The 21,824-nt window shown below is 61.9% G+C and carries 20 protein-coding genes and 1 pseudogene; 10 read left to right on the top strand and 11 right to left on the bottom strand.

Annotated elements, in window-relative coordinates; genetic code table 11:
- Positions 1-336 precede the first annotated feature (336 nt).
- Positions 337-738 (top strand): hypothetical protein, encoded by a 402-nt coding sequence (locus LZ518_RS10565; RefSeq protein ID WP_249915951.1) that lies wholly within the window; start codon positions 337-339, stop codon positions 736-738.
- A 1,012-nt stretch (positions 739-1,750) separates the two neighbouring features.
- Here the strand turns inward: LZ518_RS10565 and LZ518_RS10560 are convergent.
- The 6 genes and pseudogenes from LZ518_RS10560 to LZ518_RS10535 all read right to left on the bottom strand — a co-directional run.
- Positions 1,751-2,299 carry a DUF4145 domain-containing protein gene (locus tag LZ518_RS10560; protein ID WP_249915950.1) on the bottom strand — a complete coding sequence of 183 codons (549 nt, stop codon included), beginning with the start codon at positions 2,297-2,299 and terminating at the stop codon, positions 1,751-1,753.
- A gap of 122 nt (positions 2,300-2,421) precedes the next feature.
- On the bottom strand, positions 2,422-3,051 hold the full coding sequence (locus LZ518_RS10555; RefSeq protein WP_249915949.1) for a hypothetical protein: 630 nt from the start codon (positions 3,049-3,051) through the stop codon (positions 2,422-2,424).
- A gap of 1,281 nt (positions 3,052-4,332) precedes the next feature.
- On the bottom strand, positions 4,333-5,427 hold the full coding sequence (locus LZ518_RS10550; RefSeq protein ID WP_283938323.1) for an AAA family ATPase: 1,095 nt from the start codon (positions 5,425-5,427) through the stop codon (positions 4,333-4,335).
- Between the two features lie 94 nt (positions 5,428-5,521).
- A complete protein-coding gene (locus LZ518_RS10545) occupies positions 5,522-5,740 on the bottom strand; it encodes a helix-turn-helix transcriptional regulator (protein WP_249915947.1) in 219 nt (72 codons plus the stop codon).
- Between the two features lie 117 nt (positions 5,741-5,857).
- Entirely contained in the window at positions 5,858-6,391 is a 534-nt protein-coding gene (locus LZ518_RS10540; RefSeq protein WP_249916553.1) for a site-specific integrase, read from the bottom strand.
- 399 nt (positions 6,392-6,790) lie between these two features.
- Positions 6,791-7,036: pseudogene (locus LZ518_RS10535) on the bottom strand (Arm DNA-binding domain-containing protein); the annotation flags it as partial.
- Positions 7,037-7,421: 385 nt separating this feature from the next.
- Here LZ518_RS10535 and LZ518_RS10530 point away from each other — a divergent pair.
- Positions 7,422-7,844, top strand: coding sequence for a lasso peptide biosynthesis B2 protein (locus LZ518_RS10530; protein WP_249915946.1), 423 nt, complete (start codon positions 7,422-7,424; stop codon positions 7,842-7,844).
- Positions 7,845-7,930: 86 nt separating this feature from the next.
- On the opposite strand, the gene rpmG is transcribed toward LZ518_RS10530, so the two are convergent.
- Complete coding sequence (gene rpmG, locus LZ518_RS10525) at positions 7,931-8,098, bottom strand: 50S ribosomal protein L33 (RefSeq protein ID WP_235067493.1); 168 nt, start codon at positions 8,096-8,098, stop codon at positions 7,931-7,933.
- A gap of 171 nt (positions 8,099-8,269) precedes the next feature.
- Between rpmG and LZ518_RS10520 the strand changes: the two genes are divergently transcribed.
- The 3 genes from LZ518_RS10520 to LZ518_RS10510 are packed head-to-tail and all read left to right on the top strand — an operon-like array spanning position 8,270 to position 11,555.
- Entirely contained in the window at positions 8,270-8,596 is a 327-nt protein-coding gene (locus tag LZ518_RS10520; RefSeq protein ID WP_249915945.1) for a hypothetical protein, read from the top strand.
- Between the two features lie 24 nt (positions 8,597-8,620).
- Positions 8,621-10,216, top strand: coding sequence for a cisplatin damage response ATP-dependent DNA ligase (locus LZ518_RS10515; protein ID WP_249915944.1), 1,596 nt, complete (start codon positions 8,621-8,623; stop codon positions 10,214-10,216).
- A gap of 46 nt (positions 10,217-10,262) precedes the next feature.
- On the top strand, positions 10,263-11,555 hold the full coding sequence (locus LZ518_RS10510; protein WP_249915943.1) for a metal-dependent hydrolase family protein: 1,293 nt from the start codon (positions 10,263-10,265) through the stop codon (positions 11,553-11,555).
- A 106-nt stretch (positions 11,556-11,661) separates the two neighbouring features.
- Here the strand turns inward: LZ518_RS10510 and LZ518_RS13455 are convergent, their stop codons facing one another.
- Positions 11,662-12,480, bottom strand: coding sequence for a cold-shock protein (locus LZ518_RS13455; protein WP_283938189.1), 819 nt, complete (start codon positions 12,478-12,480; stop codon positions 11,662-11,664).
- Between the two features lie 242 nt (positions 12,481-12,722).
- Here LZ518_RS13455 and LZ518_RS10490 point away from each other — a divergent pair, with 242 nt between their 5' ends.
- From LZ518_RS10490 to rpoN, 5 genes are read left to right on the top strand one after another with little or no spacing between them, the layout of a single operon-like run.
- Positions 12,723-13,349, top strand: coding sequence for a ribonuclease D (locus LZ518_RS10490; protein WP_249915942.1), 627 nt, complete (start codon positions 12,723-12,725; stop codon positions 13,347-13,349).
- A gap of 11 nt (positions 13,350-13,360) precedes the next feature.
- Positions 13,361-13,999 (top strand): LPS export ABC transporter periplasmic protein LptC, encoded by a 639-nt coding sequence (gene lptC / locus LZ518_RS10485; protein WP_249915941.1) that lies wholly within the window; start codon positions 13,361-13,363, stop codon positions 13,997-13,999.
- Positions 14,000-14,004: 5 nt separating this feature from the next.
- Positions 14,005-14,532, top strand: a complete 528-nt coding sequence (locus LZ518_RS10480) for an LptA/OstA family protein (RefSeq protein WP_249915940.1) — start codon at positions 14,005-14,007, stop codon at positions 14,530-14,532.
- On the top strand, positions 14,529-15,299 hold the full coding sequence (gene lptB / locus LZ518_RS10475) for an LPS export ABC transporter ATP-binding protein (RefSeq protein ID WP_249915939.1): 771 nt from the start codon (positions 14,529-14,531) through the stop codon (positions 15,297-15,299). Before LZ518_RS10480 ends, lptB begins: the two co-directional genes overlap by 4 nt.
- Positions 15,300-15,314: 15 nt before the next feature.
- Positions 15,315-16,775: an RNA polymerase factor sigma-54 gene (rpoN, locus tag LZ518_RS10470; protein WP_249915938.1), complete on the top strand. Its 1,461-nt coding sequence runs from the start codon at positions 15,315-15,317 to the stop codon at positions 16,773-16,775.
- On the opposite strand, the gene LZ518_RS10465 is transcribed toward rpoN, so the two are convergent.
- From LZ518_RS10465 to LZ518_RS10455, 3 genes are all read right to left on the bottom strand, one after another.
- Complete coding sequence (locus LZ518_RS10465) at positions 16,772-17,542, bottom strand: endonuclease/exonuclease/phosphatase family protein (protein WP_249915937.1); 771 nt, start codon at positions 17,540-17,542, stop codon at positions 16,772-16,774. The two genes, rpoN and LZ518_RS10465, sit on opposite strands and share 4 nt — an antisense overlap.
- Positions 17,543-17,577: 35 nt before the next feature.
- Positions 17,578-20,064: a DNA topoisomerase (ATP-hydrolyzing) subunit B gene (gene gyrB, locus LZ518_RS10460; RefSeq protein WP_249915936.1), complete on the bottom strand. Its 2,487-nt coding sequence runs from the start codon at positions 20,062-20,064 to the stop codon at positions 17,578-17,580.
- 164 nt (positions 20,065-20,228) lie between these two features.
- Complete coding sequence (locus LZ518_RS10455) at positions 20,229-21,713, bottom strand: DEAD/DEAH box helicase (protein WP_249915935.1); 1,485 nt, start codon at positions 21,711-21,713, stop codon at positions 20,229-20,231.
- Positions 21,714-21,824 lie beyond the last annotated feature (111 nt).

Here is a 21,824-nt window from a genome sequence, read left to right as displayed (position 1 = left end):
AGTACGTGGTCCTTATCTTGGGGGCTGATAGTGGCGGGACGGCCCGCGAATAGGAATGTGAGCGACTTGTCATCACTGGTCGGCGACTTCCCAAGGCGAACGCGAAGGCGCACTTTATATCTTCGAAGGTGCCAAAATGAGCCGAGCAGCCGTTTCAATCGCGGAAGAATCTCAGTTAGCATCGCCGCTCTTCCGAATGATCCATCTCTATATTCTGCAAGCGGCGGCTAACGTCCGCATGGGTGGGAAGCGGAGATTAGGAATGGAAAGCCGATCTGCCTTTTGGAAAGATGCAACTCAAGGCTCGTGCAAAGCCCGGGGAAGTGGAGGAAGTGCATGAAGTTTGGGGAGGCATTCAACGAGCTGGGGTACGAATTGGAAGTTCCGCGCCAGGATTGGAGTGCAGAGAAGCCAGACGGCATCTGCATCTCACTTTGGACAAAGGAAATGGGCGTGAGGAACGGCTTGATGTGGATGAATACGCGCATCCATGCAGATCCGCCGGCGAAATGGGCATCGAAGCCGGGCAACCAGAAGCGCATCCGGCATCTTGAAAGGGCGAAGCAGGAGTTCGGCGGGAAGGTCGACGTGGTTATTGTCAGTGGGATTCCCGGGCAGGGCTACGGATCAGCTCAGCCCTGGATTGTAGAAGGTGCCCGGGCCGGGACCTACTGGCAGATCACCGAATTTGACGCAGCCGACCTCGGTCATTTCGAAGTGGTACTGAGGCGGGGCTGATCAGTCTCTTTTTCGAATGACAAGTTTCTCACTGGTGCATGAATCACAGCGGCCTTTTCGCCGCTCAAAGCCGGGGAAATTGGCAAGTTCACGGGTCTTGTGGTTTGCGTGCTGTCTTACAGTCAGGCCGAGTTTCTCGGTTATGCAGTCGTCGCAGATTGCCTGCGGCGCCAAGCGCGAGATTAGGTTTCTAACGTCCCGAATTACGGTCACAACGCGCTCCCTTTATGGCAAATTCCAATGGCAGGCAGCTATTGTGGGCGGTATGCTCGTTGCATTGCCAAATAGGCAAGGCGAAAGGGGGTGAGCATGGGCAAAGGGGTCGAAGTCTACCTGAGGCCACTTGGCGACGGGGCGATCCTCAACATTTACGTGCCGGCGGATCTAGCAGAGGAATTTGCAAGGGGACTGCAAGCGGGGACATTCAGTGATTCTGTGGCACCAATTGGTTTCGAAATGTCCGTCCTGCCGCACTGGTACAGAGACCCCGGTGACCACCATGTCCGCGTACCGGTCTCCGCAATAAACTTGAGTGCAGACGGGTAGTCACATTTTTCACCCCGTAATGTTTGGAGTAGCTAATGACCGCTTTCGACCCATTGCGGACTCAAACAGGCCCATAAAAAGAAAGGGACGCCCCGTTTCCGGAGCGCCCCCTTCCATCAAGACAGCCCTAAGAGGCTGAGAACCACACCCACTAGGCCCAAGGGAATAAAAATTCCCAAGGCCAAGCGGAAGGATGCCCCGCATGGCCGGCTAGTCTCGATGGCGAAGGTGAGCTGCATTTAGCTCCTCCTCGTTATCGTGCGCGGGTCTCTTGATGAGCCGAACGCCGCGCATGAGACCAGCGGTCTAGGGACACTTCGGGGTTTTTAAGCAGCCACCCTGGTGGTCCCCGCACGCTTTCGGCTGCACAATGCCTAGGAAGATGGTCAATTAGGCACTCGGGTGCAAGATCAAATTCGGCTCATGTCCACTTTCTATCCAAAAACTGACATTAGCCGTGCGTCTGCTAATGCGGCGGAAGATTCAGAAGTTTGTAAAGTTGTTCCCAATCGGCTTCGACGTTAGCGATCTGCTGCCCGACCCGACTTGCGGCTCCCATGAAGGCTGCCTTTCGAATCTCGTTGGGCCAAGCTAGCGATGCCTCGCGGTACTGTTGGGGGAAAAGGTAGGCGACTCCTTCGACTATTTCTGCGGTCGAAAATGTGAGCTGCGCGAAGCTATGCGCGGCAGCGTTTCGCATCTCTTTTATGACCTCCAATTTCTTTTTCGTGGACCGGTCAACGATCCCCAAGGCCTGCGCAATGCGAATGCGGTTGGAGAAGCTGCCGCATGGGCCTTCGAAGCCGAAAATGCGGTTCCGCTCTTCAGCGTTGATACCGGGCATCATTTCCTTCAGGCGACCGACTAGGAGTCCCTCTGTAGAGGCCGCCATGAGGATTAATGTCGAGCGGTCAGACTCGGCATCCATGTGATCGACGTGCGCCGCCGCATCGACGCCGAGAATCTCAATTCTGTTGAGTGCCTTTAGGTCTGCGATAACGCTGGCGTAGCTCATACCGCTTTGTAATCAGCGGTGCAGCTAGTCCACAAGTATGCCTATTGTCCGGCGTTCACCTTCGCTTTTCGCGAATGTCCGCATTCGACCCAAACCGGTCACACCGAAAGTTACCGGATAGCCTAAGAGACAAGTCGGCAGTCGGCCAGCTTCATGCCCGATGAATTGAGCTGGGTAATCCGACCGGTAGCCGTCAGCACGTCACCAACCTGCATGACGCTGATTTCCTCGTGGTCTTGTTCGAATACCATGTAGATGTCCTGTCGACCGTCGACACCGAGAACCGGATGAATCGTTACTGTGGTGCTCGCGCCCACCCTTGACGCGGCGAGAATGGGGCCGCTGACCCTTAGCCGCTTGCCCACGTAAACGGCGACTGCGCCCTCACATTGAATATCGGTCTTGCCGGTGCACTGAGCGAACAAGAAGGCTGGAGTTATTCTGTCCGGCAATGACACGTCCTTCCCAAGGGACGCCAAGGCGAAGTCTGAAAGACGCAGGTGGGTTGGCGCCAGAGGCGCGGGGGGCGTCGGCGAAGCCGCATCCGGGACGTGCGCGGTCACCGCCTTTGAGGAAAGGAAAAGAGGCAGCACCAGCCCGATCAGTCCGGCAAGGCAAAAAGCGCTGCCGAGAATGAGCAGTGCTGCCCGATATGGGTGCTCTGAGCCAAGCGCCAGCGCAGCGAGCGCAGCGGAGCTGCCCAAGCCGACCAACGCCGTGAAGAGGGCAGATGTGGTCTCTTTGTTATTCATGTCTGAAGGCATATCAGCGACCCACAAACGCGTAAAAGCCCGAAGGGGTCAATGCTCGAACGACAGGCCTGCCTTTCCACCCAAGGGCAAACGCGATCATCAGCTCGCTTGCTCTCCGGCTCCGCCCCTACAGGCCCAAATCCACTGGAACATGCGAGCGTCTGACAGGCCTCGGAGCCCATTTCCAGTGCGCGTACTCTGATGATTTTGTGTGGTAACTCCTAGGACCCATTTGGAGGCCGGGGTCGACAAATGCCACTCGGCTCCAGAGGTTCTCCGATCGAAACAACTTGGTAAATCTGCAGCGACTAGAGACACAGTAAACATAGCAGCAAGCCAGACGCTTGGCGCAATATTGCCGGCGGCACTTTCGGCGGAAAATTTGCGGGCGGTCCCCTCAAGACAGCTGAGGGGTACGTTTCTAACCCCCCCCTTTCACCTCCGTCTTGGTACCTTGGAAGCGACCACCAAAGACCTCGCCAGCGGTCGCTAAACCGGCTTGACGACGCCATTCGCATAAAGCTCCCCGAAAGGGGGTTAAATCAGGGAGGTGGGGCCGATCACTCACAGCTGCCCCTCTGCTTGATTTTTAGGTTTGAACGATCGCCGTGATTGCACGGCTGGCGTTTTCAACTGTTTCCATCGGTTGCGGCTGGCTAGCCCAGGAGGCGGGTTTCGAGGTCCGACCAAATCAGCGGAACTTAGCTTTAGCTCCTTTGGCCAACCAAGGCTGGGTTCAGCCTCAAGTAGTTCAGCTATGCGCCCATTGGGCGAAAAGGCTCTGGCGTCTGACCCTTCGTGGCATGATGCTTGGATTTGGCAGCTGGATGAGGTGGGGCAAGAAATGCTCGATGGCGACAAAATCGCGTTAGCGCGGGCGATAGAAGCCCGGGGCGGATCGATCTATGCCCGGGTCCCTCGGACTGGAGGCGCGGGCACTGTTCGGGTTGAACCTGTAGATTTGCCCCTATTCCTGGATAACCATACCGCCTGGCTGGCCAAAGTTTTCGGCGTCACAGTGGCTGATCTAGAAGCCTACTATGCGTTCGATCAGATGCCTCGTTGTGACGGGATCACGCGCACTGGTCGCAGATGTCGCAATGCCCTGGCGAATGATTCTGACCCAGACGAATTTGCACGTTTACATCGCAGCGGCCGCTGCCACCTCCATTCGTAATCCTGAGACGGCAATTTTCAGGCGGACGATAATGCGCCAGTCACGCAGTTCACGCCGAATGGGAAAGCGTGACAACGTGACACACCCCATAGGGGTGTCACATGTCACGCCTGTTCTATCGGGGAAGGAATCCAGATTTCGTCATCGTTGCCGATGGCGACCCGGCCGGCTTTTCGTGCGGCTTTCAATGCCCGGCTCCAAGCTTGGCGCTGGGCGTCGTCGGTCCTACCCGCTCCAAGCGAGTTGAAGAACCGAAGACGGACTGTACCCAACTTCGCGCGCTCGCCACACGCATCCGCCAAGGACGCGCTCACTGCCTCGAGCAGCATGCGATCATTGTCGCGCAGGCCTTCGGTGCTGTCTTCTGGCGGCTCGCACCATTGCACAGTGCATGTCGTCCAAGGGTCGCCGTCTTCGTCGTTTCCAATCGTCACGATTCGAAGGCGATAATGGAGCGCGTCGCCGACCGATCCATCACGCTGCTTTATGACGGTCGCGCGCCGCGTCATATCTGCCGTCTTCGCGCCCTGGCCGACGCAACCTGGCACGTGAAGTTCGATCGAGGTGTCGACGGCCGCCAACAGCGAGCTAGAGCCTCGGGCGCCCCGTTCGGCGCCTTTGCCAGGGTGGTGAAGGATCAGCGTGCATAGTCTGAATTCCTCGACCGCGTCTTTGAGTGGCTTGAGCGCATGACCCGCGTCAGCGGCGGAATTTTCGTCGGCACCGCCCAACGCGGCATGCCAGGTGTCAACAACGACAAGGGCCAGACGGGAGCCTTGGCGTTCGAAATCGGCGGCGGCTTTTCGGATAGTTTGGATCAGTCGCATTGGATCGCCGTCGCGCGAGAGATTGGGCGCTTCCGTCACGATACGGATGGGTGCCCGGCAGATCGACGGGTCGCATGGGCCTGTCAGATTGTCCGCCGCAATCCCGAGTGCCTTTTCCGCTGACTCGATACGCGGGAGCACACTCGAGCCGCCCTCCGCCGCGATATACAGGACACCACCTCGCTTGGTCTTCCGGCCGAAGAACGGCACGCCCCAAGCAACGCAAAGCGATGTATGGATCGCCAGGAACGTCTTGCCGGCGCTGCTTTCGCCATAGAGCATGCCTAGCCCGCGCGCGGGCAGGACGTACTTTACCAGCCAGGACGGCGGCGAATGCGCGGACCCGGTTGAATAATCGACCGAGCGTAGCATCGGGAGCGGCAATTCGCTGTGGACTGCCAATCCCCTCGTCTCGACGATGCCAGCGGGCTCCGGGTCGCACGAAATGCTCGGATCAAGCATCGGACTAAGCGTCCAGCGTCGTCACGCTCGTGCTCGAAACCGAACGCGACGAAAGCCACACTTCAACGTCGGACTTGCGATAGCGGACCGTGCGACCGATTTTGGTGAACGGCGGCGTGCGCCCGGTCACTCTCCGCTTGTTCCAGGTGCTGATGCTGATTCCGGTGAACTGTGCGAGCTCACCAACCGTAAGAAATTCCTTTTCGACGAAACTATGTGCCATGAACCGTGCTCCTGCATTGGCCCCGATCTTGTCAGGACTTGCCTAGGATGCGCGGTCTGGTCCGAGTGACCAATGCACCATAAGAGCTGGCGATTCTCAGCGTTTCCCCCGGTGCCCCTAGGTGAAGTGCGCCTTCACCACTGCCTCGAGATGCGCGTTCCACCGATCGAGAGCTTCGGTCTTTTCCTCCGCCCAATCGTGCCGCTGGTACACACCCACGATCCCCGCTCGTGAGCCCGAGATGTGGTTCAGCACCGACTCGGTCACCTCAAGTCGAACGCCAAGCCGCTGCAAGCCAGTCGCGAGAGTTCTCCGAAGATCATGCAGGCGCCACGGTGGATAGACGCGCGCGCGTCCGGGCTCCATTGTTTCGAGGATCTGCCCCGTCCTTTTCGCGATGCGCTCCTTCGCCCTCGAAAATCCTGATACGGGCGTTTTGCCGGTGGTGGTGAACACCAACCCCTCGGTCCTTGGACAAAGCGACTCAAGTTCGCGCAGAGCCAATGTGTTGAGCGGAACAAGATGCGACTTCCCGTTCTTGGACCGTTGCGAAGGCAGCGTCCAAAGCTTGCCCTGCAAATCGATTTCAGACCAATTGAGCGCCGATACTTCCTGGCGCCGTTGCCCTGTAGCGATCATCAGCCGGATCATCGGGCCGAACGGATAGCCGAGCTCTCCAGCTGCCCTCCAAATCGCACCAAGCTCCAAGTCAGACAACACCCGGTCACGAGCTTGCGAGCCTCGGGGGGGAAGCATTGCCACCATCGGCGAGCTGCTTAGGTCGCCGCGGCTTACGGCCCACCTGAATAGCCTGTTGAGCACGGTGTGAACGGATTTGGAGAGTCCAGGCTTCGAGCTGATCGCATCGAAAATGGGCACTAGATGTCGCCGATCGATCGTCCGGATGTCGAGCTTGCCAATCCGAGGCACGACATGAAGTCGCAGGTTGCGTTCAGCTTCTTTCCAGGACCCGCGCCAATGCTCCTTCAGATACAGCTGCACGAACTTGTCAGCATATTCGCGAAGTGGCGCGCAATCGGCCTGCGCGGTTGCCCGAGGGTCCAATCCATTCTGGATCTCAAGCAGGATCCGTCGTGCCTCATCCCTGGCCTGGGCGGACGTCCAAGGGCTTCCGTGTTTGCCAATTGTATGCCGCCGCGTCGGCGAACCTCTGCCCCCAAGACGATATTGGAGGATGTAGGTCTTCACGCCGGCGGGCGTAATCTTTAGGCCAAAGCCCTTGAGGCCCTGATCCCAGATGAATGTATCGCGTGAAGAGGGCGTTGCGGTGTCCACAAGTCGTTTGTTGATGATACCTGTCGCCACGCTCAAGCCGCCTTCTAGCAAGCTCTCAGCAATCACATAATCGGAACTTCAACGCAACGTCAGGCACGACAAGCCAGAATTTGTGGCCAGTTAACCTTACAAAACAGGGATATTCTGAAACGAGCGGACATTCCAGGAAACAACCGGATGCGAGTGAGCACCAACTTGCCAAGGTTGGGGTCGAGGGTTCGAATCCCTTCGCCCGCTCCATTCTCGCAGCGCAGTCGATCCTGGGGATCGGCGAGAATGAGGATGAAGCCAGTCCGGCGGACCGGCGATCGTCGAGCGCCCGTAGCGGCGACATCCTTGCATCACCGATTGACGCAACCGGCGCCGGCCGACATCTCGTCAGCAGATGACCAATCGGGCCGGTCAACGATCCTTCTGGCAACCGAAGCTTCGCACCGGAGCGGCGATGTCGCGCCTATGCTGGGCGAAGCTGTTGGTCCGCTTCGTGCCATTCGAGCTCTGGCGCGACCGGTTGGGCTACGCCAACTCTGACATCAAAGCCGCCCCGGCAAGAGCCAGGAAACTCGCCGCGGACGTCGAATGGGCGGCCAAGCGGCTGCCCTTCGGGACCAAGTGCCTGCCTCGGGCGATGGCGCTCAGCTGGACGTTGCGCGGCAAGGGCATGCCTAACACCGTAGTGATCGCGGTTCGCCCAGACCAGCTCAGGCAATCGTCCGACCCTCTCCATGCCTGGGTCGAGGTCGAGGGCGAGACGATCCTTGGCGAACTGCCGGGACCATGGATCGAGACGCTGCGCATCGGCGCCTAATTCAAAAAGCATCGGGGCCGCCCGTTTCCGGACAGCCCCGCAATGATGCCAGGATCCCGGATCAAGTCCGGGATGACTCTAAAGAGTCACTTGATCTTGGCTTCCTTGAACTCGACATGCTTGCGCGCGACCGGGTCGTACTTGCGGAACGACATCTTCTCGGTCTGGTTGCGCGGGTTCTTCTTGGTCACATAGAAAAAGCCGGTGTCAGCAGAGCTGACCAGCTTGATCTTGACGGTTGCCGGCTTGGCCATCGCGAAAATCCTGTAGCGCTAGAAAAAATGAAGGCGGGCCGTGAGGCACCGCCCGAACCGCGGCTCCATGACGGGCGAGGGCGATTCTGTCAAGCCAAACGCCAGTTTCGCCGCTTTGACCCCTCGTTAACCATTTTCGGCCAGCCTTGGCCAGTGAACGGGGATTCAGTGATGGCCGGCCCAAAGAACATTGGCGATTCGCTCAATATTGTCCGCCTTCGGCTCGGCGAGCGCATCGCCGAGATAGAAGACCGCGTCGCCCGCCTCAAGCCGATCGATATTTACGACAAGATGGAAGCTATCCGGAGCCTCGCGGCCGAGCACGGGATGGCGGCGCTGGAAGGCCTGGCCGACTATGGCGCTCATCACGCATTGCTGCCCGGCCATATTGCCGCGACCCGCGCGTGCCTTGAGCATATGGGCGAGGCCCTGGTCAGTGACGGCGGCATTCAGGACCGCGAATCGATCCTCGCCGCACTTGCCATTCGCATCCACTAACCATTTCGCGCATTCTACGGCGCGATGCGCGCCTTTTCCCAACTGCTGGATGACCTGGTCTACACAAGGTCGCGCAATTCCAAGCTCAAGCTGATCGGCGATTATCTCAAGCAGGCGCCAGACCCCGATCGCGGCGTTGCGCTGGCCGCGCTGACCGGCACATTGGATATTCCCGCGGTGAAGCCGGCGCAGGTCCGGCAATTGGCCGAAGATCGGATCGATCCGGTGCTGCTGTCGATGAGCCGAGACTATGTCGGCGACATGGCCGAGACCGTCTCGCTGCTGTGGCCTTCGCCGGAAGGCGAGACCTGCGCGCTCGACGACGGAAGCATTAGGATATCCGACGCCGTCGATCGGCTAAGGCTCGCGAGCAAGGCCGATGCGCCCGCCATGCTGGCGCAGATGCTCGACCGTCTCGATGTGTCGGGCCGCTTCGCACTACTGAAGCTGGCAACAGGCGCACTGCGCGTCGGCATTTCCGCTCGCCTCGCCAAGCAGGCGCTGGCCGATGCATTCGGCCTTGAGGTCGAGCAGGTCGAAGAGGTTTGGCACGGCCTCAAGCCGCCGTATCGCGAGCTGTTTGACTGGGGCGAAGGCAGGGCGCCGCAGCCGACCGCCTTGGACGTGCCCGTGTTCAGACCGTTCATGCTTGCCCATCCGCTCGACGACACGCGCCTATCCCTCGACGATTATGCCGCCGAATGGAAATGGGACGGGATCCGAATCCAGCTGGTTCATGCCGGCGGCCAGACCCGGCTCTACAGCCGCGCCGGAGACGATATTTCCCCAAGCTTTCCCGATGTCGCTTCTGCCTTCGCTTTTCCGGCGGTCCTTGACGGCGAGCTGCTGGTCCGGGGCGACGTGCAGGGCGGCGGCGCGGCGAGTTTCAATGCGCTTCAGCAGCGGCTGGGCCGCAAGAACGTCAGTGCCAAGATGCAAGGGCAATATCCGGCGTTCGTCCGGCTCTACGATTTCCTGTTCGATGGCGAAGAAGATTTGCGATCGCTTGCCTGGATTGACCGGCGGGCGCGGCTGGAAGCCGTCGTCGATCGGCTCGATCCCGACCGGTTCGATCTGTCGCAACTGATTGAGGCCGACAGTTTCCAAGCGCTGGCGGAGATGCGGCTCGGCGTCCGCGACGACGGCGTCGAGGGCCTGATGCTGAAGCGCCGCGATTCCCCCTATGTCGCCGGCCGCAAGGCGGGCCTGTGGTACAAGTGGAAACGCGATCCGCTGACCGCCGACTGCGTGCTGATGTATGCCCAGCGCGGATCGGGCAAACGCTCCAGCTACTACAGCGATTACACGTTCGGCTGCTGGACCGGCGATCCAGGCCATGGGGCGGAGCTGCTGCCGGTCGGCAAGGCCTATTTCGGGTTCACCGACGAGGAGCTGAAATGGCTCGACCGGTTCGTCCGCAACCACACCGTCAATCGATTCGGACCGGTCCGCGAGGTCGACAAGAGCCTGGTCCTGGAAGTTGCCTTCGATTCCATCCACCGCTCGACGCGGCACAAATCGGGCCTGGCCATGCGCTTTCCCCGGATCAGTCGCATTCGCACCGACAAGCCGGCGCATGAGGCCGACCGGATCGCCGCGCTGATGGCGCTTGCCACATGACTGGGGCCGGTTAGGTTGCGGCTACAGCTCCGGGGAGGGAAAATACATGTATCGTGCCGCACTGTTGGTCGCCGCCTTGCTGGCGAGCACCTCGGCCAATGCCGAGACCTATGCCATCCAGGCCGGGCGCCTGATTGTCGATGCATCGCAGCCGGCGAGGGGCCCTTCGACGGTGATCGTCGAAAATGGCAGGATTTCCCGGATAGAAGACGGCGCCACGGCACCCGCCGGCGCCACCGTCATCGACATGCGATCGAAGACGGTGATGCCCGGAATGACTGACGTTCATGTCCATCTGACGAGCAACAGCGGAGAGCCCTGGTATCTTGGCTTCACCCAAAAATATTCGAACCCCTATGCGGCAACGGTCGGCCTAACCCACGCGCTCGAAATGGCGCGCGCCGGATTCACCACGGTCCGCGACCTTGGCGGCGACACTTCGGCGGTCATTGCGGTCCGCAATGCCGTCAACGAAGGCAGGTTCGCCGGACCGCGGATCAAGGTTTCCGGCAATGCGCTGTCGATCATCGGCGGCCATGGCGACGCTGCGGCCGGCATGGCCCCGGAAATTGCCGCCGCATTTGACGAAGCGCATCTGAGCCCGGCGGTTTGCACCGGCGTCCAGCAATGCGGCGAGGCGGTGCGCAAGCTCGCCGCGCAAGGGGTCGACGTCATCAAGCTCCACTCCACCGGCGGGGTCCTCGATTCCGGCGCATTGGGACTTGAACAGCATTTCACCAACGAAGAGATGAAGGCGATTATCGACATGGCGCATGCCATGCATCTGAAGGCGGCAGCGCATGCCCACGGCGAGCGCGGGATCGAAGCGGCGGTCAACGCCGGAGTTGATTCGATAGAACATGGCACCTTCCTCAGCGAAGCGGGCGCCAAGGCGATGAAGGCGCACGGCACCTATTATTCCGCCACGTTACTGGCGTTCAGCGGCGTCAACCGACTGCTCGGCACGGGCAAGCTAAGCCCGGAATCGGAGGCCAAGGCGCGGCTCGCGATCGTCACCTGGGGGAAGGGCCTGAACCTCGCCTATCGCACTGGCGTCAAGATCGCGCTTGGTACCGACAGTGCGGTCGCGCCGCATAAGGAAGCGGCGCAGGAGGTCGGCCTGATGGTCAGCAAGGGAGGCATGTCCCCGCAAGACGCGCTGATCGCGGCGACCAAGGGTGGGCCCGGACTGATGGGCCTGGAAAATGAAACGGGTACGCTCGATCCAGGCAAATCCGCCGATCTCATTGCGGTCGATGGTGATCCGCTGACGGATCCGGCCGCAGTCACTCGGGTCGCCTATGTGATGGTAATGGGCCGGCCGATCCCGATGCAATGAGTGATGGGCACTGAAAAGCCCGCCCGGATCGGGTTCCCATCAAAGTAGTAATTTGATGGGGTCCCTCCTCCGGGCGGGCTTTCTGTATCCCCGCTCTGGGGAAAGCTTAGGCCAGCGGCTGCAAGTTCACGGCCGCAAATTTGCCGCGCCGGTCGACTTCGATGTCAAATTCGAACCGGTCGCCTTCGTTGATCGTTGGCAGGCCGGCGCGCTCAACCGCCGAGATATGCACGAATGCATCCGGCTGGCCGTCGTCGCGGCTGATGAAGCCGAAGCCCTTCATCGAGTTGAAGAACTTGACGGTTCCCTGGGCCTTCTCGCCGGTCAGCTGGCGCTGCGGGCCGCCACCGAAGCCGCCGCCTTCACGGCCGCCTTCACGTGGCGCGGACGAGCGAACGACTTCCATCGGTTCGCCTTCGATCTTGAGGTTGGTCGCCGAAATACGTCCGCCGCGATCGACGAGCGTGAAATCGAGCGGCTGGCCGTCGGCCAGGTCGGTTAGGCCGGCCTGCTCGACCGCTGAGATATGAACGAACACATCCTCGCCGCCGTCATCACGGACGATGAAGCCGAAGCCCTTCTGAGGGTTGAAGAATTTTACGACGCCCTTGCCTTCGCCAACGACCTGGGGGGGCATTCCGCCGCCGCCGCCGCCGCCGCCGCTGCGGAAGCCACCGCCGCCGCCGCCGCCGCCGCGGAAACCGCCGCCGCCGCCACCGCCGCCGAAGCCGCCACCGCCGCCGCGATATCCGCCGCCGGCGCCACCGCCGAAGCCGCCGCGATCGCCGAAGCCACCGCCGCCGAAGCCGCCGCGATCGCCTGGACCGCGGTCAAAGCCTCCAAACTCTTCGCCACCACCGAAACTGTCGCGCTTGTCACGGCCGCGACCACCGCGGTCACCCTTACGCCCTCGATCGAAACCCATAAAAATTCAAACTCTCTTGTGCCCCTGTAATCATAAACCAACGCGCTGGGCCGTGGCGCAACCGGCAGAACGCGCAGAATCACTGCGCGAACGGCGCGAGTCTCTACAGGAAAAATGGCGCATATCCTAGAGACTCCATGGTTAAGGCTGGCAAGCGCTACCTAGATGCGACTAGAGGGGTAGCGAAATGCCGTCGTAACCACTGGTTCAGGCGGTAACGGTAAACAGCAACCGGGACTGTCATGGCGATCCATTTTCACGAAGAAGACTTGCCGTCCTCCGAACTGTTCGCGCCCGGCGCGACGATTGCGGTGGACACCGAGGCCATGGGACTGGTGCCCGGCCGCGACCGACTTTGCCTGGTCCAATTGAGCGATGGCTCCGGCGACGAGCATCTGGTGCGCTTCGGTCCCGACAGCGAATATGATGCGCCCAACCTCAAGGCGTTGCTGGTCGATCCCGATCGGCTGAAGCTGTTTCATTTCGCGCGCTTCGACGTGGCGATCATGCGGGCCTACCTCGGGGTCATGGCGACACCGCTTTACTGCACGCGGACCGCTTCGCGCCTGATCCGCACCTACACCGACCGGCACGGCTTGAAGGAGCTGGTCAAGGAACTGCTGGGAACCGACCTGTCGAAGCAACAGCAGACCAGCGACTGGGGCGCTCCCGAAATCAACGATGCGCAGCGGGAATATGCCGCCAGCGACGTGCGCTACTTGCACCGGTTGAAAGAGCAGCTCGACCAGCGCCTTGTGCGTGAGAATCGCGAAGAGCTGGCCCAAGCCTGTTTCGACTTCATTCCTGCTCGGGCATTGCTCGACCTGGCCGGCTGGGCCGAGGTCGATATTTTTGCCCATGATGGTTGACGCTGAGGACGATGTCGGAAGCTGCAGACCGTAGACAGGAGCGAAAGCGCCACTGGGCAGAACCCGGCAGCCGGCATGACGCGGTCATCAAGGCCACCAAGTATGGCCTGCCGGCGGTGATCGTGGGGCTGGTGCTGATGCTGGCGATCGCACCGTTCGAGCGACGCGGTGATGTCGGTTTCATCCTCGACAAGAATAAGGTGGACGAGGCCAAGGAACGGATGCGGGTCGAACAGGCGCGCTATGTCGGCGAGGATAACAAGGGCCAGAAGTTCGAGATCGTCGCCGACCGGGCCGTGCAGCAATCGAGCAATGTGCCGGTGGTAATGATCGAGGGAGTCCGCGCCCGGCTCAATCTTTCGCGGGGTCCCCTCAGTATTGCCGCGCTCAAGGGACGATATGATCTGGAAGGGGAACAGGTCGACGTCGACGGCCCGGTCCGGGTTGTCGGGCCTGATGGCTACCGGCTGGCGACGCGCGACGTCCAGGTCGATCTCGACAAGCGCACCATGCAATCTCGCGGACCCGTCAACGGGTCGATGACGCTGGGCCAGTTCCAGGCCGGTCAGCTAAGCGCCGATCTCGACGAGCGAACCGTGCGGCTCGATCGCGGTGTGCGCTTGAAAATCTATCAGGGGGCGGTCAGATGAAGCCCATGAAGTCGAAGCGTTTCATTGCGATTGCCGCGTTGGCCCTATTGGCGGCCGGTGCTGCCGGTGCCCAGCAAGGTGTATCGGCGCTCAAGGGTCATGATAGCCATGCGCCCATCGACATATCCGCGGACCGAGGCGAGGCCCAGGAGCGGGCAGACCGTGTCGTGTTCGCCGGCAATGTCGTGTTGAAGCAGCAGGAGCTAACGCTTCGCACCGCTCGGTTGACGGTCGCTTACTCCAATAACAATGGTATCGATATCAACCGGATCGACGCCAGTGGCGGCGTTGTCGTCACCAGCCCAAGCGAGACCGCACGTGGCGATTTCGGGGTTTACGATCTCGATCAGGGGTTAATCACCCTGGTCGGCAATGTCCGGCTGGAACGAGGCGGCTCCTTTCTCAACGGTGGGCGGCTGACGATCGACCTCGATAGCGGCCGGGCGGTCATGGACGGCGGCTTGCGCGGGGTGAGCCAGGGCGGCGGCCGGGTGACGGGGCGATTTACCGTGCCCAAGCGCACAAATCCATGAACGAGGCGGCGCTCTTCGACGCCGCCGCAGGCGCCGGCACGACGGTACGCGGGCTCGAAGTGCGTTCGATCGCCAAAAGCTACGATCGGCGCGCCGTGCTCCACGATGTTTCGCTTCATGTCGAGCGGGGCGAGGTGGTGGGTCTGCTTGGGCCCAACGGCGCGGGCAAGACCACCAGCTTTTATTCGGTGATGGGACTGGTTCGGCCCGACGCCGGCCGAATCTATCTCGATGGCCGCGACATCACCAACCTGCCGATGTACCGGCGGGCCATATTGGGCCTGGGCTATTTACCCCAGGAAACATCGATTTTCCGTGGGTTGACGGTGGAGCAGAATATCCGTGCCGTGCTGGAGGTGGCCGAGCCGGACCGGGCGGCCCGCGAGGCAAGGCTCGAGCAATTGCTCCAGGAATTCGGTCTCGCCCATCTGCGCGAGTCTCCGGCAATGGCATTATCGGGCGGCGAGCGGCGGCGATGCGAGATTGCCCGTTCGCTCGCCGCGGAACCTTCGATCATGCTTCTTGACGAACCGTTCGCCGGCATCGATCCCATTTCGATCAGCGATATTCGTCATTTGGTGATGGATTTGAAGCAGCGCGACATTGGCGTTCTCATCACCGACCATAATGTCCGCGAGACGCTCGACATCGTCGACCGCGCCTGCATCATCTATGATGGCCAGGTGCTGTTCGAAGGAACTCCGCAAGCCCTGGTCGCCGACGAAAATGTGCGGCGGCTCTACCTTGGCGAAAGCTTTGCGCTCTAGCGGGACAATGTAGCCATGGGGCTCGGCCCGCGTATCGACCTTCGCGTTTCGCAGCAGCTGGTGATGACCCAGCAGCTGCAACAGGCGATCAAGCTGCTAGCGCTCAGCAATCTCGAAATCGAAGCGGTCATTGCCGAGGAGCTGGCGAAGAATCCGCTGCTTGAATCACAACCCGGTGAAGGCAGCGCAACCAGCGACACGATCGTTCGCGAAGACCGGGAATTCGGCGACGATGCCGCGGACCCGTCCGGATCGGACGAGCTGATCGGCAGCAGGTTGGGCACTGAGGACTCGCCGGTCGATATGGACTGGCAGGCCGCGGCGCTGGAAACCGACAGCTTTGCCGACGTGGGCGGCGGATCGGCCGGCGACGAAGCCTTCGATTTCGATCGGCTGGAGGGCGGGGAGACCGGCCTCGCCGAACACCTGCTCGCGCAACTTCGCGGCACCGGAGGAACGATCGGCCGGCTCGCCGGGGCAATCGTCAATGAGCTGGAAGAGACCGGCTATCTTGATACATCCCTCAAGCTGATCGCCGAGGAATGTGAGGCGAGCGAAGCTGAGGCTGAGCAGGCCCTGGAATTGGTGCAGTCGCTCGATCCGCCGGGCGTCGGCGCTCGCAGCCTTGAGGAGTGCATTGCGATCCAGGCCAAGGCGGCGGACCGCTACGACCCCGCAATGGCGCGGCTGATCGCCAACCTCGACTTGCTTGCCAAGGGCCGCATGGCCGACCTCCGCCGGATCTGCGGGGTCGATGAAGAAGATCTTGCCGACATGGTGCGGGAGCTTCGCGCCTATGATCCCAAGCCTGGCTGCCGCTTCGCCGATAAGGAACCGGAGGCGATCACGCCCGATGTGTTCGTCAGGCGTGCCGGGGGCGGCTGGCTCGTCGAACTCAACAACGCCGCCTTGCCCAAGGTGTTGGTCAACCGCCGCTATCATGCGGAACTGAAGCGCGGGCCACAGGACAAGGCGTCAAAGGCCTGGCTCGGCGAATGTCTGCAAAGCGCCAATTGGCTGGTTAAGGCGCTTGACCAGCGCGCCCGGACGATCGTCAAGGTGGCGAGCGAAATCGTCAAGCAACAGCAGGGCTTCTTCGAACAGGGAGTCGCCGCGCTCCGTCCGCTCACCCTGGCCAAGGTCGCCGAAGCGATCGAGATGCATGAATCGACCGTCAGCCGGGTCACCTCGAACAAATATCTGGCCTGCGACCGGGGGATGTTCGAACTCAAATATTTCTTCGGATCCGGCGTCGCCTCGGAGGGCGGCGAAGGGGCGGCGGCCGAGGCGGTCAAGGCCGCCATCAAGGCGATCATCGACGAGGAAAGCGAGATTCTCAGCGACGACGCCATTGCCGTGATGCTCAAGGACAGGGGCATGGACGCCGCCCGTCGCACGGTCGTCAAATATCGCGAGGCGATGGGGATCGGATCGTCGATCCAGCGTCGCCGGCAGCGAAAGATGATTGCTGGTTAGAGCGTGATCCGGGCCCAGATCGGCAGATGGTCGCTGGCTTTGCGCGCCTCGGCGCTGGCGTGGACGCCGGCGGCCTCGATCGCGAGGCTCTGGTCGACGATGATTCGGTCCAGCGCCGCAATCGGCCGGCGCGAGTGAAAGCTCGGCCCGGTTGGGGCGACGCGATAGGTGCCGTTAAGTTCATGGTGGAAGCCGCCGGCATCCCGCCATTCATTGGTGTCGCCCATCAGGATGGTCGGCATCTTGTGCGGCCGCTCGTGGATCATTGCCAGAATGGCGCGCATCTGGCGCCGCCGCCACAGGCCTGAGAGGTCGAGGTGCATGCCGATGACCCGCACCGGGCGATCGCCGATCAGCAGTTCGGCCATGACCGCGCCGCGCGGCTCGAGCGTCGGCAGGTCGAGCGCGGCAACATCCATCACCTCGACATGCTTTTTCACCAGCAGCGCATTGCCGTGCCAGCCAAGGTTGCGGGTGTTGAGCTTCAGCAGTTTTTCAGCCTGCTTTCCGCCCGGAAAGCCTTCGAGCGTGCGCTTGTGCCGCACTCGGAAGGACACGGCCTTGTACAATCCATGCTCGTCAATCAGCTCGTGCGGCACGGCTGCGCCACGCCCGCCGATGCGCTTGTCGGCTTCCTGCAGCGCGACCACGTCGGCGTCGATTTCCTGGAGGACGTGCAACACCCGGTCGGGGCGACGCCGTCGATCGGTCCCGATCGCCTTGCGCATATTATAACTGGCGACGGTGATGCACGCGGTGGAGGTCATTGCTGGGCAAACCTCCGCCACACGGCCTTCGTTCCCTAGACGTCCAGGTTGGCGACGGAGAGCGCATTCTCCTGGATGAACTCGCGGCGCGGTTCGACCACATCGCCCATCAGCCGGGTGAAGATCTCGTCGGCCACATCGGCCTGGTCGGCCTCGACCCGCAGCAGCGAGCGGTTCGACGGGTCGAGCGTGGTTTCCCACAATTGCTCGGCATTCATCTCGCCAAGCCCTTTATACCGCTGGAACTTGAGGCCTCGCCGTCCGGCCGCCAGCACCGCATCGAGCAGTTCCGAGGGTCTCGTGACCTGGATTACCTTGCCCTTGGTTTCCTGTTCCTCGGCACCCTCTTCGCCGTCATCGGCCGGCGCCTCCTGAGCGGCGGATTGCTTCACCGCCTTGAGCTGGGTCGGCACGGCATAGGTCGTGGCCTGCTCGGCAGCCAAGGCATGGAGCTTGCGGGCCTCCGTCGAGGCGATGAACGAGGGCTCGATAAGGTAGGCGTCGGTCACGCCGCGCCACAGCCGCTTCAGTAAATAGCCACCTTCGGCCGAGGGCTCGCCGCTCCACTGGCCTTCCGGATCGCCCCGGCCGAGCCACTCGGCAACCCAGGCTATGGCCTGTCCCCGCTTGGCCTGGTCGAGCGTCGGATCGAGTGCCCCGTTGATCGCCAGGGCTTCAAGCATCGCCGGATCATAGCGCTTGGGCGCATAGCGCAGCAGCGTGCGGATGCGGCGGGCATGGTCGACCAGGGTCTTGAGATCGCGACCCGAACGCTGGCCCTCGGCGGTTTCGAGGATCATGCCTTCAAGGCCCGCCTCCTCGAGATAGTCGTCGAGCGCGGCATCGTCCTTCAAGTAAACCTCCGACCGTCCGCGCGACACTTTGTAGAGCGGCGGCTGGGCGATCATCAGATGTCCCTTTTCGATCAGTTCGGGCATCTGCCGGTAGAAGAAGGTCAGCAGCAGCGTACGGATATGGGCGCCGTCGACATCGGCGTCGGTCATGATCACGATCTTGTGATAACGCAGCTTCTCGAGATTGAATTCCTCGCGGCCGATGCCGGTGCCAAGTGCCTGGATGATCGTGCCGATTTCCTTCGAGCTCAGCATGCGGTCGAACCGCGCCCGCTCGACGTTCAGGATCTTGCCGCGCAGCGGCAGGATCGCCTGATACTTGCTGTCGCGTCCCTGCTTGGCCGAGCCGCCGGCGGAGTCACCCTCGACCAGGAATAGTTCGGAGAGCGCCGGATCCTTTTCGGCGCAGTCGTGGAGCTTGCCGGGTAGCGAGGCGATGCCCATTACCGACTTGCGGCTGGCTTCGCGCGCCTTGCGAGCCGCTTCGCGGGCCGCGGCGGCGTCGATGACCTTTTGGACGATCGAGCGGGAGTGCGCCGGATTTTCCTCCAGCCATTCGGCCAGCTTGTCGGCCATCAGGCTTTCGAGCGGCTGGCGGACCTCGCTGCTGACCAGCTTGTCCTTGGTCTGCGACCCGAACTTGGGATCGGGCAGCTTGACCGAAACGATCGCCGTCAGTCCTTCGCGCATGTCCTCACCGGTCAAATTGACCTTCTCGCGCTTCAGGATGCCCGATTTATCGGCATAATTGTTGAGCGTGCGGGTCAGCGCGGCGCGGAATGCGGCCAGATGCGTGCCGCCGTCGCGCTGCGGAATGTTGTTGGTGAAGCAGAGGACGTTTTCGTAATAGCTGTCGTTCCACTCCAGCGCGACATCGATGCCGATGTCGTCGCGCTGCCCGTGGATCGCGATCGGGTCGGGAAACAGTGGGGTCTTGGCGCGGTCGAGATATTTTACGAACGCGGCAATGCCACCCTCATAGTACAGCTCATGCTCAACCCGGTCGGAATGGCGCGCATCGGCCAGGATCAGCCGGACACCCGAATTGAGGAAGGCGAGCTCGCGGAATCGATGCTCAAGCCGTTCGAAGTCGAACTCGGTGATCTTGAAGGTTTCGGGGCTCGGCAGGAAAGTGACGCGGGTGCCCTTCTTGCCCGCCGGGGCCTTGCCGACGACCTTTAACGGCGCTTCGGCGTCGCCATGGCGAAAGCGCATGTAATGCTCTTCATCGTCGCGCCAGATGGTGAGGTCGAGCCATTCGGAAAGCGCATTGACGACGCTGACGCCGACGCCGTGAAGACCGCCGGAAACCTTATAGGCATTGTCGTCGCTGGTGTTCTCGAACTTACCGCCGGCGTGGAGCTGGGTCATGATGACTTCGGCCGCGGATACGCCTTCCTCGGCGTGAATGCCGGTCGGAATGCCGCGGCCATTATCCTCGACGCTGACCGATCCGTCGGGATTGAGCTGGATCAGGATCCTGTCGCAGTGGCCGGCCAGCGCCTCGTCGATCGCATTGTCGCTGACCTCGAACACCATATGATGCAGGCCCGACCCGTCGTCGGTATCGCCGATGTACATGCCGGGGCGCTTGCGCACCGCATCGAGCCCCTTGAGGACCTTGATACTGTCGGCGCCATATTCACTTTGGTTCGGATCGGTTGCCATAGGTCTTTCGATAGGGGGAAAAGTCGCAAAAGTCTCACGCAAACGCGCGCGTACGCGCGTGCGCGTGAGTCATGCTATTCAAATATAGGAACTTGCCCGCTTTTTTGGGAGGGCGAGATCATCGATCCCGCCCCTTTCGGACGAATAGCTGCCTGGCAACGCAATTAGCCCTGGGCGCGCTGGAAGCGGCCTGGGCCGCCCCGGCGGCCGCCCTTGAACGGACGATTGCCTGCGCCGCCCTCGGGACGGTGCGCCGGATGCTCGCCGACGCGTTGCGGATGGCGCTGACCATCCTGGCGCGGAGCGCCATCGCGGCGCTGCTGGCCTTGAGCCGGCCGCTGCTCGTCGCGGCGGCGATCGCCGCCGTTCGGCTGGATGGCAGCACGCGGAGCGGCAGGGCGTCCATGGCGATGACCGCCGTCACGGCGGCCTCCGCCAAATCCGCCACGGCCGTGGCCGCTACGCTCTTCGCGCTGCGACGGCAGCTTGAGCGCCTTCAGCGCCTGCGCCGCGGCAACGAAGCCCTCGGGCAATGGCGTTTCCGCCAGCTTCTGGCGGGTCAGCCGCTCGATGTCGCGCAGGTTGATCCGCTCGTCGGGGGCACAAAATGCGATGGCCGCGCCATCGGCGCCGGCCCGCGCCGTGCGGCCGATACGGTGGACATATTGCTCGGGGACATCGGGGAGGTCGAAATTGACGACATGGGCAACGCCCGGAATGTCGATCCCGCGCGCGGCGATATCGGTCGCGATCAGCACCGGCGCCTGGCCGGATTTGAACGCGGCAATGGCGCGCTCGCGCTGCGGCTGCGACTTGTTGCCATGGATCGCCATGCTCTCGATGCCGGCAGCGGCCAGCTGGCGGACGATCTTGTCGGCCCCATGCTTGGTCCGGCTGAACACCAAGGTCCGCTCGATGCCGGTCTTCTGCAGGAACAGCGTCAGAAGCGCGGCCTTTTCGGCCTGGTTCACATGGGTGACGCTCTGCTGGATCCGCTCGACCGTGGTCGCGGCGGGAGTGACCGAGACTTCGGCCGGGTTGGTCAGATAGGCGTCGGCAAGCTGCTTGATCGCCTTCGGCATGGTGGCCGAGAAGAACAGCGTCTGGCGCGTCTTGGGGACGAGCTGGACGATCCGCTTCAGCGCATGGATGAAGCCGAGATCGAGCATCTGGTCGGCCTCGTCGAGGACGAGGATTTCCAGCCGGCTGAGATCGACGGCGCGCTGGTCGACCAGGTCGAGCAGGCGGCCAGGAGTGGCGACCAGCACGTCAAGGCCGCGCGAAACTTCGCGAACGCTCTTCATCGGCGCGGTGCCGCCGAAGATGACGCCCGTGGTGAGGTTGATGTTGCGCGCATAGGTGCGGGCGCTCTCGGCGATCTGCGAGGCAAGCTCGCGGGTCGGAGCGAGGACCAGCATGCGCACGCGCCGGGCGATCGGATGAACGCGCGGGTTGGCGAGCCGGTCGAGCGACGGCAGCATGAACGCCGCCGTCTTGCCGGTGCCGGTCTGGGCGATGCCCAGGAGGTCGCGGCCGGTAAGTACGGTCGGGATGGCCTGCGCCTGGATCGGCGTCGGCACGATGTAATTCTTGGCCGCAAGCGCGTCCAAAAGGGGCTTCGACAGCCCGAGGTCGGTAAATTTGGTCAAAATTGAATCCAATTTGCAAGGCGAACGTCCGCGCCTTGATTGGCACGGACCCGCCGGGGTTTGGTTGAGCACCCCGCGTGAAAGGAGAGCATGAAAGCTGGGTCGAGACGC

Source organism: Sphingomonas brevis (assembly GCF_023516505.1).
GTDB classification, from domain to species: Bacteria; Pseudomonadota; Alphaproteobacteria; order Sphingomonadales; family Sphingomonadaceae; genus Sphingomicrobium; species Sphingomicrobium breve.
Note: the sequence above shows the minus strand (reverse complement) of the source record. Positions and strands in the feature narration are given on the sequence as shown.